General features: G+C 66.0%; 12 protein-coding genes. 6 read left to right on the top strand and 6 right to left on the bottom strand.

Translation table 11 applies throughout. The annotated features are described in order from the left end of the window. Positions 1–6 precede the first annotated feature (6 nt). Positions 7–1,845 (bottom strand): methyl-accepting chemotaxis protein, encoded by a 1,839-nt coding sequence (locus XARJCFBP2528_RS11170; protein WP_016902674.1) that lies wholly within the window; start codon positions 1,843–1,845, stop codon positions 7–9. Positions 1,846–1,924: 79 nt separating this feature from the next. Continuing rightward, entirely contained in the window at positions 1,925–3,634 is a 1,710-nt protein-coding gene (gene ggt / locus XARJCFBP2528_RS11165) for a gamma-glutamyltransferase (RefSeq protein ID WP_026064361.1), read from the bottom strand. Positions 3,635–4,276: 642 nt separating this feature from the next. Between ggt and ilvC the strand changes: the two genes are divergently transcribed. The 5 genes from ilvC to XARJCFBP2528_RS11140 all read left to right on the top strand — a co-directional run bounded on the left by ilvC (position 4,277) and on the right by XARJCFBP2528_RS11140 (position 10,036). After that, a complete protein-coding gene (gene ilvC, locus XARJCFBP2528_RS11160) occupies positions 4,277–5,278 on the top strand; it encodes a ketol-acid reductoisomerase (RefSeq protein WP_016902672.1) in 1,002 nt (333 codons plus the stop codon). 42 nt (positions 5,279–5,320) lie between these two features. Beyond that, positions 5,321–7,042 (top strand): acetolactate synthase 2 catalytic subunit, encoded by a 1,722-nt coding sequence (ilvG, locus tag XARJCFBP2528_RS11155; RefSeq protein WP_016902671.1) that lies wholly within the window; start codon positions 5,321–5,323, stop codon positions 7,040–7,042. Further along, entirely contained in the window at positions 7,026–7,283 is a 258-nt protein-coding gene (locus XARJCFBP2528_RS11150; protein ID WP_016902670.1) for an ACT domain-containing protein, read from the top strand. Before ilvG ends, XARJCFBP2528_RS11150 begins: the two co-directional genes overlap by 17 nt. Before the next feature lie 123 nt (positions 7,284–7,406). Further along, positions 7,407–8,477: a threonine dehydratase gene (locus XARJCFBP2528_RS11145; protein WP_016902669.1), complete on the top strand. Its 1,071-nt coding sequence runs from the start codon at positions 7,407–7,409 to the stop codon at positions 8,475–8,477. Further along, positions 8,474–10,036, top strand: a complete 1,563-nt coding sequence (locus tag XARJCFBP2528_RS11140; RefSeq protein WP_024940104.1) for a 2-isopropylmalate synthase — start codon at positions 8,474–8,476, stop codon at positions 10,034–10,036. The genes XARJCFBP2528_RS11145 and XARJCFBP2528_RS11140 overlap by 4 nt, the downstream gene beginning before the upstream one ends. A gap of 1,157 nt (positions 10,037–11,193) precedes the next feature. On the opposite strand, the gene leuB is transcribed toward XARJCFBP2528_RS11140, so the two are convergent. The 4 genes from leuB to leuC all read right to left on the bottom strand — a co-directional run bounded on the left by leuB (position 11,194) and on the right by leuC (position 15,242). Continuing rightward, positions 11,194–12,267, bottom strand: a complete 1,074-nt coding sequence (leuB, locus tag XARJCFBP2528_RS11135; RefSeq protein WP_016902569.1) for a 3-isopropylmalate dehydrogenase — start codon at positions 12,265–12,267, stop codon at positions 11,194–11,196. 37 nt (positions 12,268–12,304) lie between these two features. After that, complete coding sequence (locus tag XARJCFBP2528_RS11130; RefSeq protein WP_047124827.1) at positions 12,305–13,054, bottom strand: class I SAM-dependent methyltransferase; 750 nt, start codon at positions 13,052–13,054, stop codon at positions 12,305–12,307. A gap of 29 nt (positions 13,055–13,083) precedes the next feature. Beyond that, a complete protein-coding gene (gene leuD, locus XARJCFBP2528_RS11125; RefSeq protein WP_016902567.1) occupies positions 13,084–13,731 on the bottom strand; it encodes a 3-isopropylmalate dehydratase small subunit in 648 nt (215 codons plus the stop codon). A gap of 71 nt (positions 13,732–13,802) precedes the next feature. Continuing rightward, the gene (gene leuC / locus XARJCFBP2528_RS11120; protein ID WP_016902566.1) at positions 13,803–15,242 is read right to left on the bottom strand and encodes a 3-isopropylmalate dehydratase large subunit; all 1,440 of its coding nucleotides are present in this window, start codon (positions 15,240–15,242) and stop codon (positions 13,803–13,805) included. Between the two features lie 120 nt (positions 15,243–15,362). Between leuC and XARJCFBP2528_RS11115 the strand changes: the two genes are divergently transcribed. Continuing rightward, on the top strand, positions 15,363–16,250 hold the full coding sequence (locus XARJCFBP2528_RS11115) for a LysR family transcriptional regulator (protein WP_016902565.1): 888 nt from the start codon (positions 15,363–15,365) through the stop codon (positions 16,248–16,250). The last annotated feature ends 12 nt before the right edge of the window (positions 16,251–16,262 follow it).

Raw genomic sequence — 16,262 nt, 5'->3', positions numbered from 1 at the left:
CGCAAGCTAGTCCAGCGTGTAGCCCACCCGCAAACCGCCCCAGTGCTTGCGGCCCACAAAGATCGGGGCCGACAGGTCGAACATGATCTGGCCCGTGTCGCGGCGGTAGACCTGCAGGCGATACGGGTCGGTGTGCGCGCCCACGCTGCGGCCGACGCGGTCGGTGAACTTGCGCTTGGTGCGGTTGCCGACCAGATCGCGCTTGGGATCGCCGGTCAGCGGCTGGGTGAAGCGCAGATTGTGCGTGGGCACATAGCCGTCGGGGTTGGCGCAGATGGCGAACACGATCCACGGATGCGCATCCAGCAGTGGCTCCTGCAGGGCGGGTAACACCTCGTCGCAAAGTACATCGAAGTCGGTGCTGAACTTGGCCGGCTCCACGCCGGCAATCGGTGTATAGGTGCGGGCGAACAGCGCCGCTTCGTCGATCTGGCCGCGTGCGATGGCCTGCGCCAGGGCAGTGCCGATACGAGCGGCGGTCGCCACCGCGAGTTCCTTGACGCGCGCGTGCCGGGGCACTGTCAGCGGGTCGGCCGGCAGACGGAACAGGCCCACGCAGTCGCGCAGCGTCTCGGTACCGCGCTCCAGCGCCTCGCTGCGTTCGGCCACATGCGCGGCGTGCTGCAGGTTGCTGCGCCCCAGCGCCACCACGCCATCGACGGCGCTTTCGATGCCGCGAATCTCGCCGTCCTGCGCCTGGATCCGCCCGGCCACCGTGGTCATCGCGCTGCTGGCCTGGCCGAGCACACGGGTGATGCCGTCGAGCACCGCTTCGGTGCCGCGCGCGGAGGCTGCGCCCTCGCCCACCGCGGCGCTGGTTTCGGCCAGGATCGCGCGCACGTCGCGCGCTGCCGCTGCCGCGCGTTCGGCCAGGCGGCGGATCTCGGTGGCGACCACCGCAAACCCGCGCCCGGCATCGCCGGCATGCGCAGCTTCAATGCTGGCGTTGATCGACAGGATATTGGTCTGGAACGCCACCGAGTCGATGACTTCGATGACCTCGCCGGCACGCGCGGCGCGGCGTTCCACTTCGTGCATCGCCTGGCCCAGCGCGTGCGCGGCGGCAACGCCCTGACGTGCGCTGTCGTCGGCACTGGCGGCCAGCGCGATCACTTGTGCCAGATCGGCATTGACGTCGTGCAGGCTCGAAGCAAGGCGCTCCACCGCCGTGCGGGCGCCATCCAGTGCTTCGGTCTGCGCCTGCGACTGACGCACCATCTCGTCGTTCTCGGCCACCAGCGGCGGCACTTCGGCGGCGATCTGCACCGACAACGCCACTGCCTGGCGGATCGCCTCGGCCAGATTGCCGAAGCCGGCCTGCAGCCGGCGCCCCATGTCGGTCTCCGCCAGACCGGGCGGCAGCAGCAGTTCCAGCTCGCAGCCGGCCAGCGCCTGGGCGGTGCGCTCCAGCACGGTGCGGTCTTCGTGCTCGGCCTGCAGGCGCGCCACCAACGGCTGCAGCAGCGGCGAGATCGGCACCGGCCGGCTGTCTTCGGCCAGGCGGGTGGCTTCGCGCAGCAGGATCGCGGTTTCCACATGCGGCAGCGACAGCATCCAGCCACCGTGCTCGCGGTCGCGCACATAGCGCACGCGCCGAGCCGGGTCGTCGCCGGGGGCCGCCCAGACGCCGTCTTCGCCGACCAGATCGGCTGCGCCCAATCCCCACAACACCGACGCCGGCGCGCCCTGCAGCTCGCCAGCGGTCTTTCCCAGGACGTCCAGGCCCGCGCGATTGCAGGCCACCACGCAGGCCTCGGCCGATAGCCGCAACAGCGCGACCGGTGCATCGGGGAGCAGCGCCGCATGCGTTTGCGACGGCGGATCGGGCTGTTGCATCGAGCTCATGGGAATTCCTAATCCATCATGATCATTAACGGCGCGCTGCAGCTGGAATTGAGCGGTGCCCCGCACCGCAGGCGCTTGCTCAGTAGCCGGCGGCCTGCCCGTCCTTGCGGCTTTCCGAGGCCCCGTAATACACCCCGCTGGCCGGATCGCGCGCGATCGCCTGGTATCCGCCATACGGGCCATCGGCAAAGATCACCCGGTGGCCTTTGCGCATCAGTGCGCGGATGGTGTCGTAGGAGAAGCCGGTTTCCAGGTTGACCTCGCCACCATCGCTCATCGCGGTGGCCTGGCCGGTCGGCTCGGTGGAGCCTTCATGCTGGATGCGCGGCGCGTCGCCGGCTTCCTGCAGATTCATATGGAAGTCCACCAGGTTCATCACGATCTGCACGTGCCCCTGCGGCTGCATCGCCCCGCCCATCACCCCGAAGCTCAGCCACGGCTTGCCGTCCTTGGTGACGAAGGCGGGAATGATGGTCTGGAACGGCCGCTTGCCCGGCGCGTAGCCATTGGGGTGATCCTTTTTCAGCACGAACATCTCGCCGCGGTCCTGCAGGATGAAGCCCAGCCCGGGCGGGGCCATGCCGCTGCCCATGCCGCGGTAATTGGACTGGATCAACGACACCATCATGCCGTCGGCATCGGCGACGGTCATGTAGATGGTGTCGCCTTCTTCCAGCTGCTTTGGCGTGCCCGGCTGTACTTCCTTGAGCGCCTTGTCCATGGAGATCAGCGCGCGACGCTGCGCGGCGTAGTCCTTGGAAATCAGCCTGGCCAGCGGCGCCGGCTGGAAGGCGGGGTCGGCATAGAAGCGCGCGCGGTCGGCGAAGGCCAGCTTCTTGGCTTCGGTGAACAGGTGCACATGCTCGGCCGAGCCGTACGGAATCTTGGAGAAATCGTAGCCCTCCAGGATATTGAGCATCTGCAACGCGGCGATGCCCTGGCTGTTGGGCGGCAACTCCCAGACGTCATAACCACGGTAGTTGGTGGACACCGGCTCCACCCACTCGCCGGTGTGGCTGGCCAGATCCTGGTAACTCAGGTAGCCGCCATTGGCCTTGAAATAGGCGCCGATGGTGCGGGCGATGTCGCCCTTGTAGAAGGCATCGCGGCCGCCGTCGGCGATCTGCTGCAAGGTGTTGGCCAGGTTCGGGTTCTTCCACAGCTCGCCCTTGCGCGGGGCATGGCCGTCGATGGTGAACTGCTCCTTGAAGCCGGGGTACTGCGACAGCCGCGGCACCGAACGGTCCCAGTAATAGGCGATGGTCTCGGCCACCGGATGGCCCTCGCGGGCGTAGCGGATCGCCGGGGCCAGGTTCTGCGCCATCGGCTTGCGCCCGAAGCGCTCGTGCAGCGCGAACCAGCCATCCACCGCGCCCGGCACCGAGACCGGCAACGGGCCGGTCGGCGGTATGTCCTTCAGCCCACGGCGCTGGAACTCGGCCAGGGTCAGCGATCTGGGCGAGCGGCCCGAGCCGTTGTAGCCGTAAAGCTTGCTGGTCTTGGGGTCCCAGACGATCGCAAACAGATCCCCGCCGACGCCGTTGCCGGTGGGCTCCATCAGGCCCAGCGCGGCATTGGCGGCAATCGCCGCATCCACCGCCGACCCGCCGTCCTTCATCACATCCAGCGCGATCTGGGTGGCCAACGGCTGCGAGGTCGCCGCCATCGCATGCGGGGCGATGACTTCCGAGCGGGTGGCGAACGGCTGCCCGGTGATCCGGTCGGCAGCACTGAGGGGCGGCGCGAGCAGCGCCAAGGCAGACATCAACAACACAGGTACGCGACGCATGACAGAAGATCCCCGGACACCACAGGTGAGTGGCCAACCATACCAGCGGGTCGGGCCGCCTCGCTCGGTGAGCACTGTCTGCCAGCACAAATGCCGCGCATTTAGTGACTCGCATCGCCCGTTACCGGTCTGCAGCGATGCGGTTTCAACAGCAACCATACTGCTGCCACGCGGTTTCGCGCGACACAGCGCCGATTGATGCGGCCGTTTCATGCGCAAGGGTTGACACCCCACCTGCAGCGATGGTTATCTCAGTCACATGTCGCACCGCCACACCACCTCGAACGCCCCAGTGTCCGCGCCCATCGGCGCGTCGGCAGCGTCGCTTCTCGTGCTCGTACTTATTACCTCGCCAACCGGTGCGGGACGGGACTTCGTGTAGGCAACAGACACACAAGGCTTCGATCAGACCCCGCACCGGCAACGGCGCGGGGTTTCGCGTTTCAGGGACCACCAAAAGTTTCGAATGACATGAACGACATCACCGACATCGCCACCAGTTGCCCTACCCGCGCCGACCACTGCGCTGGTGCAGTGCCTGCATGGCCGGTGCCGTCGTCCATCCCCGCTTTGCTCGGCCGGCCAGCCCCTGACGCTGCCGGCTGATCCTTTTCTTACTGCCAACCCCGCAAGGACTACTCCATGAGCAACGACACCCAACCGAAAATCGCGATCATCGGCTACGGCAGCCAGGGCCGCGCGCATGCGCTGAACCTGCGCGATTCCGGCTTCGACGTCACCGTCGGCCTGCGTGCCGGTGGCCCGACCGAATCCAAGGCCCAGGCCGATGGCTTCACCGTGGTGGCGCCGGCCGAGGCGGTCAAGAGTGCCGACCTGGTCGCGATCCTGACCCCGGACATGGTGCAGAAGAAGCTCTACGAGGAAGTCATCGCCCCGAACATGAAGCAAGGCGCCTGCCTGCTGTTCGCGCATGGCCTGAACGTGCATTTCGACATGATCACCCCGCGCGCCGACCTGGATGTGGTGCTGGTCGCGCCGAAGGGTCCGGGCGCGCTGGTGCGTCGCGAATATGAGATCGGCCGCGGCGTGCCGTGCATCTATGCGGTCTACCAGGACACCAGCGGCAAGGCCGAGCAGTTCGCGCTGACCTATGCCGGCGGCCTGGGCGGCGCGCGCGCCAACATCATCAAGACCACCTTCAAGGAAGAAACCGAAACCGACCTGTTCGGCGAGCAGGCCGTGCTGTGCGGCGGCGCCTCGTCGCTGGTGCAGGCCGGTTTCGAAGTGCTGGTGGAAGCCGGCTACCAGCCGGAGATCGCGTACTACGAAGTGCTGCACGAACTGAAGTTGATCGTGGACCTGTTTTACGAAGGCGGCATCACCCGCATGCTGGAATTCGTGTCGGAAACCGCGCAATACGGCGACTATGTCAGCGGCCCGCGCGTGATCGACGCCAGCACCAAGGCGCGCATGAAGGACGTGCTGACCGATATCCAGAACGGCACCTTCACCAAGAACTGGGTGGCCGAATACGAAGCCGGCCTGCCGAACTACAACAAGTTCAAGCAGGCCGATCTGGAGCACCCGATCGAGGAAGTGGGCAAGAAGCTGCGCGCCAAGATGGTGTGGCTCAACGGGCAGCAGCAAGCCGCCGCCACACCTGCGAATCAACAAGCGGCGTAATGCCGCCGCACCCCCACCGCTAACACCGAAGGTCCGCAACGCATGAACACCTCCGCACACAGCACGCCCCGCAACGGCGCGCGCTGGCTGACGCAGGCCCTGGAAGCCGAGGGCGTGGAAACGCTGTTCGGTTATCCGGGCGGCACCATCATGCCGTTCTACGACGCCCTGGTGGATTCCAGGCTCAAGCACATCCTGGTCCGTCACGAACAGGGCGCCGCCCTCGCCGCCAACGGCTACGCCCGTGCCAGCGGCCGGGTCGGCGTGTGCGTGGCCACCTCTGGCCCGGGCGCGTCCAATCTGGTCACCGGCATCGCCGATGCGATGCTCGATTCGGTCCCGATGGTGTGCCTGACCGGCCAGGTCGCCACGCCCCTGCTGGGCACCGATGCGTTCCAGGAACTGGACGTGTTCGGCATGACCATGCCGATCGTCAAGCACAGTTTTCTGGTGCGGCGTGTGGAGGATCTTCCGGAGATGGTGCGTGAAGCGTTCCGCATTGCGCGCGAGGGACGTCCCGGGCCGGTGCTGATCGACCTGCCCAAGGACGTGCAGATCGCCGATGCCTCGCACCTGCCCGATCATGTGCCGGCGGCAGTGTTGCCACCTCCGGCTCCGGAAGATGCAAAATTGGCCGAAGCGCTGGCGGCCATCGCCAGTGCCGAACGCCCGGTGGTGTACGGCGGTGGCGGCATCGCCCTGGCCGGTGCGGTGGAGGCGTTTCGGCGCTTTGTCGAAGCCACCGGCATTCCCACCGCGCTGACCTTGCGCGGCCTGGGCGCGTTGCCGCATGCGCATCCGGATTATCTGGGCATGCTGGGCATGCACGGCACCCGTGCGGCCAATATGGCGATCCAGGAATGCGATCTGTTGGTGGTGGTCGGTGCGCGCTTTGACGACCGTGCCACCGGCAAGTTGAGCGAATTCGCACCATTTGCGCGCGTCATCCATCTGGATGCCGATGCGTATGAAATCTCCAAGCTGCGTACGGCCGACATCGCCGTGCCCGGCGATGTAGCGGTCAGTCTGAAGGCATTGAGCGCAGCACGTGGCAATTGCCAGGCATGGCGTACACGCTGCTTTGCCAACCGCGAAAAATTCGGCGCGCGTTACGACGCGCCCGGCACCGATATCTACGCGCCGGCGCTGCTCAAGCGCCTGAGCGAAGTGGCCCCGGCCGACACCATCATCGCTTGCGACGTGGGTCAGCATCAGATGTGGGTGGCCCAGCATTGCCGCTTCAACGATCCGCGCAATCACCTCACCAGCGGCGCGCTCGGCACGATGGGCTTCGGCCTGCCGGCGGCGATGGGCGCGCAGTTCGCCTGCCCCGACCGCACCGTGGTGCTGGTCTCCGGCGACGGCAGTTTCATGATGAACGTGCAGGAGCTGGTGACGATCGCGCGCTGCAAGCTGCCGGTCAAAATCGTGCTGCTGGACAACAGCTCGCTGGGCATGGTGCGGCAGTGGCAGGAACTGTTCTTTGCCGAGCGTTACAGCGAAATCGATCTGTCCGACAACCCGGATTTTGCTGCCCTGGCGCAGGTCTTCGGCATCCCGGCCAAGCGCATCATCGCGCGCGGCGATGTCGATGCCGCGCTGGCCGAACTGCTGGCGCAACCCGGCCCCGGCCTGCTGCATGTGGCCATCGACGCACGTGCCAACGTGTGGCCGCTGGTGCCGCCCAACAACGCCAACAGCACCATGCTGGACAGCAATCCCGCACACGCGGCCAAGGAGACATCGCATGCGTTACCGGCTTGATCTGGTGCTGAAGCCGGCCGAAGGCGCATTGGTGCGCGTGCTCGGCATGACCGAGCGACGCGGCTTCCGCCCCTGCGCCATCCAGGGCGCCAGCGCCCCGGACGATGCCGGCCGCTGGCATCTGCAACTGGACGTGGACAGCACCCGCCCGCCGGAGACGCTGCGCCTGCAGTTGGAGAAGGTGTACGACTGCGAATCGGTGGTGATCACCGCGCTGGACTCGGTCGAGGTCGCGGCGTGAACGCCCGGACCTCGCGCGAGCATGAAACTGCTGTCCGGAGGTGTCTTCTCCCGGATCGGCCGTGCGCGTGCCGCAATGCCTGATTCCGGCCGCCCCTCCCCGCAGGAGCCAGACGTAGGCGACGTGGCGGTCAGCGTGGCCGACGTCCTGGCCGCGCAGGCCCGCCTGCGCAAGTATCTGTCGCCCACGCCGCTGCATTACGCTGAGCGCTTCGGTGTGTGGTTGAAGCTGGAAAATCTGCAGCGCACCGGCTCCTACAAGGTGCGCGGTGCATTGAATGCCTTGCTGGCGGGGCTGGAACGCGGCGACGAGCGCCCGGTGATCTGCGCCTCGGCCGGCAATCATGCGCAAGGCGTGGCGTGGTCGGCGTACCGGCTGGGCGTGCAGGCCATCACGGTGATGCCCTACGGCGCGCCGCAGACCAAGATCGCCGGCGTCGCGCACTGGGGCGCCACCGTCCGCCAGCATGGCAACAGCTACGACGAGGCGTTTGCGTTCGCGCGCGAGCTGGCCGACCAGAACGGCTACCGTTTTCTGTCCGCCTTTGACGACCCGGATGTGATCGCCGGGCAAGGCACGGTCGGCATCGAGCTGGCCGCGCATGCGCCGGACGTGGTGATCGTGCCGATCGGCGGCGGCGGGCTGGCCTCCGGGGTGGCGCTGGCGCTGAAATCGCAAGGCGTGCGCATCGTCGGCGCGCAGGTGGAAGGCGTCGATTCGATGGCGCGCGCCGTGCGCGGCGATCTGCGCGAAATCACTCCCGTCCCCACGCTGGCCGACGGCGTGAAGGTCAAGATTCCCGGCTTTCTGACCCGCCGCCTGTGCTCGAGCCTGCTCGACGATGTGGTGATCGTGCGCGAGGCCGAATTACGCGAAACGCTGGTGCGCCTGGCCCTGGAAGAACACGTCATCGCCGAGGGCGCTGGCGCGTTGGCCTTGGCCGCCGGCCGCCGCGTTTCAGGGAAACGCAAGTGTGCGGTGGTCTCTGGCGGTAATATCGACGCAACTGTTCTGGCCACACTCTTGTCCGAGGTGCGGCCGCGGCCGCCACGCAAGCCGCGTCGTCGCAATACCGAGCGACTTCGCAACGAACGCAGCGCCAAGTCACTTCCCGAAACACCCGTTCTTTCCCGCCCATCCGCAGTCGCTTCAACGCCTGTCACCGCCATCGCCGTAGAGGAGTCTTCCTGGTGAACACGACCGTATCCAACCAGACCCCGCGTATCCGAATTTTCGACACCACCCTGCGCGACGGCGAGCAATCCCCCGGCTGCAGCATGACGCCCCAGCAAAAGCTGGTGATGGCGCGCGCGCTGGACGAACTCGGCGTGGACATCATCGAAACCGGTTTCCCGGCCAGTTCGCATTCGGACCGCGAGGCCGTCGCGATGATCGGCCGCGAGCTGCGTCGCCCCACACTGGCGGTGCTGTCGCGCTGCCTGCAGGCCGACATCGAAACCTCTGCACGTGCGCTGGAGGCGGCCGCCAATCCGCGCCTGCATGTCTTCCTGTCCACCAGCCCGCTGCACCGCGAGCACAAGCTGCGCATGAGCCGCGAGCAGGTGCTGGAGTCGGTGCACAAGCATGTGACGCTGGCGCGCGGCTATATCGACGACATCGAGTTCTCCGCCGAAGACGCCACCCGCACCGAAGAGGATTTCCTGGCCGAGGTGGCGCGCGTAGCGATCGCTGCCGGTGCCACCACGATCAATCTGCCGGACACGGTAGGCTTTACCACGCCGGAGGAGATCCGCGGCATGTTCTCGCGCCTGATCGCCAGCGTGGAAGGTGCCGATACCGTGATCTTCAGCGCGCACTGCCACAACGATCTGGGCCTGGCGGTGGCCAACTCGCTGGCGGCGATCGAAGGCGGCGCACGGCAGGTCGAGTGCACCATCAACGGTATCGGCGAGCGCGCCGGCAACTGCGCGCTGGAAGAAATCACCATGGCACTGAAGGTGCGCGGTGCGTTCTACAACATCGATACCGACATCAACACCCCACGCATCGTCTCCACCTCGCAGTTGCTGCAGCGCCTGGTCGGCATGCCGGTGCAGCGCAACAAGGCGGTGGTCGGCGGCAATGCGTTCGCGCACGAGTCGGGCATCCACCAGCACGGCATGCTGCGCCATCGCGGCACCTACGAAATCATGCGTCCGGAAGACGTGGGCTGGGAGTCCTCGCAGATGGTGCTGGGCCGCCACAGCGGCCGCGCGGCGGTGGAACAGCGCCTGCGTGCCTTGGGGTACCTGCTGGAGGAAGAAGAGGTCAAGCTGGTCTTCGAGCAGTTCAAGGCATTGTGCGAAAAGCAGCGCGTGGTCACCGACGCGGACCTGCAGGCCTTGATGCAGGACGCCACCGTGCAGGAAGGCTATCGCCTGGCATCGATGACCATCAGCGATGTCGGCAGCCGTGCCAATGCGCTGGTGGAGCTGTCCGACCCGGAAGGCAATCGCGTGGCCGAAACCGCCCAAGGCAACGGCCCGGTGGATGCGCTCTTCGGCGCGCTGGCGTCGGCCACCGGTGTGAAGCTGGAGCTGGACAGCTACCAGGTGCATAGCGTGGGCATCGGCGCAGACGCGCGCGGCGAAGCCAGCCTGAGCGTGCGCCACGACGGTGTGGAATACGAAGGCACCGGTACCAGCAAGGACATCATCGAAGCCAGCGCCCTGGCATGGCTGGATGTGGCCAATCGCCTGCTGCGTCAGCGCGAGCGCGGCGTGGTCGCCGGCAAGACGGCTGCGGTGGCGTAACACCGCTCATTCGCTGGACGATGCAAACCTGACGGCCGGCAGTGTGATCTGCTGGCCGTTTTGGTTTTGGTGTTCCAACTTTCTTGCAGGTGCGTCGGGTTGCTGCGGGCGCGCGCACTCGTACCGACACAGAACAACCTCGCACACGAGATCTGCCGGTTTTGTGCGAATGCTTCGGTCTGCTGCGGGCACTTGCACGTGTATCGGCGTGGGACACGCCGCAAGTACGTCCATGTAGGCTCTGGCGCGGCATCCATGCCGCTCAAGGTCCCACACTGGCACCCGCGCAAGCACCACCGATTGCTATCGGTTGCGGAAAGAAATGCAGAGGGCATGTTGGGCTGGAGGTCCTTCGAAGCGTCCATCCTGGCGACGTGAGCAGATAGATGGCTTGCCGATTACATCGGCTAGGAAGTCTGCAGGCATCAACACGTGCTTGAAGCATTGCTTGCCGATCAGCAATAGCAATGGTGGAAGCGTGGTGTCGCTTCCGGGGGCGGGACCGTGTGGCGGCATGGATGCCGCCACCGAGCCTCCAGGGACGGATTCACGGCGTGTCCCGACACCGGATGCGGCGCCGCGCTGCCTACCGACCAATCTTGTGCACGACATCCGGAGCTCCACGCGAATGCTTCGGTTTGCTGCGGGCGCTTGCACGCGTGCCGGTGTGGGACACGCCGCAAGTACGTCCGTGTAGGCTCTGGCACAGCATCCATGCCGCTCAAGGTCCCACACCGGCACACGCGCAAGCACCACCGGTTGTTGTCGGTTGCTGAAAGAAATGCAGAGGGCATGCTGGGCTGTAGGTCCTTTTCGTAGCGTCCATCCTGGCGACGTGAGCAGATAGATGGCTTGCCGATCAGCAGTAGCAATGCTGGGAGGGTGGTGCCGCGTCCGGGGGCGGGACCGTGTGGCGGCATGGATGCCGCCACCGAGCCTTCATGGATGGATTCACGGCGTGTTGCGACACCGGATGCGGCGCCGCGCCGCCGACCGACCCCGCGTGCCGACCAGTCCTGCGCACGACAGCCGCCGATTTCATGCCAGCGCCTCGGTCGAATGATGTGATCACGAATCGGTCATCCAAACGAAAGTGGCTATCGTCAGAAGAACGATAGCCGCCAGTACAGCCACCACGCCTCGGGAAGCAAGCGCTGTTACAGCGCGGCCACCACTGCATCGCCCATTGCCACCGTGCCAACCTTGGTCGTGCCTTCCGACCAGATGTCGGCGGTGCGCAGACCTTGGTCGAGTACCTTGCCGACCGCTTGCTCGATCGCATCAGCTGCAGCAGATTGCGCAAACGTGTAGCGCAACATCATTGCCACCGACAGGATGGTGGCCAGCGGATTGGCGATACCCTTGCCTGCGATGTCCGGTGCCGAGCCATGACACGGCTCGTACATGCCCTTGCTGTTGGCATCCAGTGAGGCCGAAGGCAGCATGCCGATCGAACCGGTGAGCATCGACGCCTGGTCGGACAGGATGTCGCCGAACATGTTGTCGGTCACGATCACGTCGAACTGCTTGGGCGCACGCACCAACTGCATCGCCGCGTTGTCCACGTACATGTGCGACAGCGCAATGTCCGGATAGTCCTTGGCCACTTCTTCGACGACGGCACGCCACAGCTGGCTCGATGCCAACACATTGGCCTTGTCCACCGAACACAGCTTCTTGCCGCGCAAACGTGCCATCTCGAAACCGGCCTTGGCGATGCGGCGGATCTCGCTTTCGCTATATGGCAGCGTGTCGTAGGCCTGACGCTCGCCGTTTTCCAGCGTGCGCGTGCCCCGCGGCTGACCGAAATAAATGCCGCCGGTGAGCTCACGCAGGATCAGCAGATCCAGCCCGGACACCACCTCCGGCTTGAGCGTAGAGGCCTCGGCCAACTGCGGATACAGCAGTGCCGGACGCAGATTGGCGAACAACCCAAGCTGCGAGCGGATCTTGAGCAGTCCCCGCTCCGGGCGCAACGATGGGTCGATGGTGTCCCATTGCGGCCCACCGACGGCGCCCAGCAGCACCGCGTCGGCAGCGCGTGCGCGCTCCAGCGTTTCGTCGGCCAGCGGGCTGCCGTACTTGTCGTAGGCCGCGCCACCGAGTTCGTCGTACACCAGGGTGAAACCTAGTCCGTGCTGCGCATCGATGCGCGTCAGCACCTTGACCGCTTCGGCCATGATCTCCGGGCCAATGCCGTCGCCAGGAAGAATCAGAATCTGCTTGCTCATGCAATCCTCATAAGTTGGCGCCGTAGCGCCCTGAAAATCAACGTGCCGCCCATACCACCAGCACATCCGTGCTGAAGGAACCATCGGCCGCAATCTGAAAGTATTCGCGCACTTCGTCTACGGCCGCGCCCTGCAATGCGCGAATAGCCGCGCGCAACACCTCCGGCGTGCGCATGCGGTCCACCCAGCTCAGATAGTCCAGCTGCAACCGTTGGCAATGATGCCGCTGCACCTGCAAGCCGGCATCGCCTAGCGTCTGCAACCACTGCGCAACACTGTAGTCACGCACATGGCTGGTATCGCGCAGCAACTCGATCGCCTGCAGGTGCGTATCCAGCAGCGGCAGGCCAGGTGCCACCACATCAACAAAGGCCGCAATTCCGCCTGGACGCAGCACGCGCCGCACTTCGCGCAGTGCCTGTCCCAGGTCGCTCCAATGGTGCGCCGAGTAGCGGCTGACCACTGCATCGATGCTGCCGGTCTCGAACGGCAGGCGCTCGGCGGCACCTTGCATCGTGCGCACTTGGGTCAGCCCACGGTCTGCGGCGGTGGCCGCCACGACCTCGAGCATGTCGGCAGACAGATCGTAGGCCACCACCTCGGCCATCAGCGGCGCCAACTGGAAACTCACATGCCCGGCACCGCAGCCCAGGTCGAGCAATCGCCCGTTGCAATGACCCTGCAGACCAGCGCGGAGCTCGGCGAACTCGGCGCCTTGCGCATGCACGTCGCTGTGCAAATAAGCCTGCGCCTGCGGGCCGAACTGCGCAGCGACATGCTCGCTCAGCGCACCGGCGTCAGCGTTGGCAACCACGCTCACTGCAGCGCGCCGAACAGCCACGGTTGGCGCGCGCGATGGTCTTGCTCGAAGCGACCGATCGCATCGGCGTCCTGTAGGGTCAGGCCGATGTCGTCCAGGCCATTGAGCAGGCAGTGCTTGCGGAATGCATCGATGTCGAAGCTGTATTCCACGCCATCGGGGCGGCGCACGCGCTGTGCGGCCAGATCCACGGTGAGTTGGTAACCCTCGGTGGCCAGGCATTGCTCGAACAGGGCGTCCACTTCCGCTTCGGCCAGCACGATCGGCAGCAGGCCGTTCTTGAAGCTGTTGTTGAAGAAGATGTCGGCAAAGCTGGGCGCGATCACGGTGCGGAAGCCGTATTCGTCCAGCGCCCACGGCGCGTGCTCACGCGAGGAACCGCAGCCGAAGTTCTCGCGTGCCAGCAGCACGCTGGCGCCCTGATAGCGCGGGAAATTGAGCACGAACTCCGGATTGAGCGGGCGCTGGCTGTTGTCACGGCCGGGCTCGCCGATGTCCAGATACCGCCATTCGTCGAACAGGTTCGGCCCGAAGCCGGTGCGTTTGATCGACTTGAGGAATTGCTTGGGAATGATCTGATCGGTATCGACATTGGCGCGATCCAGCGGCGCCACCAGTCCGGTGTGTTGGGTGAAAGGGGTCATTGGAATGCCGGGAATTGGGAGTGGAGAATGGGGAATTGGCAGAGCGGAGACGGGACGGACGTTGCGATTCTCTATTCCCGATTCTCGATTCCCTGCAACGCACGCACATCAACAAAATGCCCGCTGACCGCCGCCGCTGCGGCCATCGCCGGGCTGACCAGATGGGTGCGGCCGCCGGCGCCCTGGCGGCCTTCGAAATTGCGGTTGGAGGTGGAGGCGCAGTGTTCGCCGCTGCCCAGCTTGTCCGGGTTCATCGCCAGACACATCGAGCAACCCGGCTCGCGCCATTCGAAGCCGGCGTCCAGAAATACTTTGTCCAGGCCTTCGGCCTCGGCCTGCGCTTTCACCAGACCCGAGCCCGGCACTACCAGCGCCTGCTTGATGGTGGAGGCGACCTTGCGGCCCTTCGCAACCGCAGCGGCCGCGCGTAGATCTTCGATGCGCGAGTTGGTGCACGAGCCGATGAACACGCGGTCCAGGCGGATCTCGGTGATCGGCTGGTTCGCGCGCAAGCCCATGTACTTCAGCGCGCGCTCGATCGAATCGCGCCGGGTCGGATCCTGTTCGGTTGCCGGGTCGGGCACCTGCTGATCCACCGCCAGCACCATTTCCGGCGAGGTGCCCCAGCTGACCTGCGGCTTGATGTCTTCGGCGCGCAGCTCCACCACCGTGTCGAAGTGCGCGTCGGCATCGGAGACCAGCGTGCGCCACAGCGCGACCGCCGCTTCCCAGTCGGCGCCCTTGGGCGCAAACGGGCGACCTTGCACGTAGGCAATCGTCTTTTCGTCCACCGCCACCATGCCCACGCGCGCACCGGCTTCGATGGACATGTTGCAGATGGTCATGCGGCCTTCCATCGACAGGTCGCGGATCGCGCTGCCGGCAAATTCCAGTGCATGGCCGTTGCCGCCGGCGGTGCCGATCCTGCCGATCACCGCCAGCACGATGTCCTTGGCGGTCACGCCGAACGGCAGCGTGCCTTCCACGCGCACCTGCATGTTCTTCATCTTCTTGGCGATCAGGCATTGCGTGGCCAGCACATGCTCGACCTCGGAGGTGCCGATGCCGTGCGCCAGCGCGCCGAACGCGCCATGCGTGGAGGTGTGCGAATCGCCGCAGACCACGGTCATGCCCGGCAGGGTGGCGCCCTGCTCCGGGCCCACCACATGCACGATGCCCTGGCGCGCATCGTTCATCTTGAACTCGAGGATGCCGAAGTCGTCGCAGTTCTCGTCCAGCGTCTGCACCTGCAGGCGCGAGATTTCGTCGGAGATCGACTCCAGCCCGCCCTGGCGCTCGGCACGCGTGGTCGGCACGTTGTGGTCGGGCGTGGCGATGTTGGCGTCGATGCGCCACGGCTTGCGCCCGGCCAGGCGCAGGCCTTCGAACGCTTGCGGCGAGGTCACTTCGTGCAGGATGTGGCGGTCGATGTAGATCAGCGACGAACCATCGTCGCGACGCGTGACCTCGTGCAGGTCCCACAGCTTGTCGTACAGCGTCTTGGCAGTCATTGCGGCGATCCGGTTGGCGGATGGTGGGAGCACCCACCTGGCTGCGTTCGATGCTAGGAGCTTGCCTTGGATAACGCAAATTCATATTGTTTATTCAACAAATGAAATTTGGGAATGGCAATGGACCTGGCAAGCCTCAGCGCCTTCGTGGCGATCGCCGAGAGCGGCAGCTTTTCGGCAGCCGGCGAGGCCTTGCACCTCACCCAGCCGGCGGTGAGCAAGCGGATCGCCTTGCTGGAAGCGCAACTGTCGGCGCGGCTGTTCGACCGCCTTGGCCGCCAGGTGGTTCTGACCGAGGCCGGCCAGGCCTTGCTGCCGCGCGCGCAACGCATCCTGGCCGAGCTGCAGGACACCCGCCGCGTGCTGGAGCATCTTGGCGCGGCGGTCGGCGGGCGCCTGAGCCTGGCCACCAGCCATCATGTCGGCCTGCACCGCCTGCCCGCCCTGCTGCGCGGCTTCGCTGCGCAACACCCGCAGGCCGCGCTGGACATCCAGTTTCTGGATTCGGAGCTGGCCTATGCCGCGGTGCTGCGCGGCGAGGTGGAGCTGGCGGTCACCACGCTGGCACCGGATACGCGTGCGCCGCTGCGCGCGCAACCAATCTGGCATGACCGCCTGCAGTTCGTGGTGGCGCCGGATCACCCGCTGGCCGCATTGCGCGCGGTGTCGCTGGAAGATGTGGTGGCGCATCCGGCGGTGCTGCCGGACCCGGGCACGTTCACCCATCGCATCGTCGCCGGCCTGTTCGCCGAGCGCGCCCTGGTGCCGAGCCTGCGCATGACCACCAATTATCTGGAGACGATCAAGATGCTGGTGTCGGTGGGCCTTGCGTGGAGCGTGTTGCCGGAGCGCATGATCGACCACCAGATCGTGGCGCTGCCGCTGCCCGACGTGGCGCTGTCGCGCGAGCTGGGCTGCGTGACCCATGGCGGGCGCACCCTGTCGCGCGCCGCGCAGGCGTTTGTTGCGTTGTTGCATGCGCAGGCGGACCAGCAGCTGCAGAAGTGAGCGCGGCAGCTC

The sequence above is a fragment of the Xanthomonas arboricola pv. juglandis genome (assembly GCF_001013475.1).
Taxonomy (GTDB): domain Bacteria; phylum Pseudomonadota; class Gammaproteobacteria; order Xanthomonadales; family Xanthomonadaceae; genus Xanthomonas; species Xanthomonas arboricola.
Note: the sequence above shows the minus strand (reverse complement) of the source record. Positions and strands in the feature narration are given on the sequence as shown.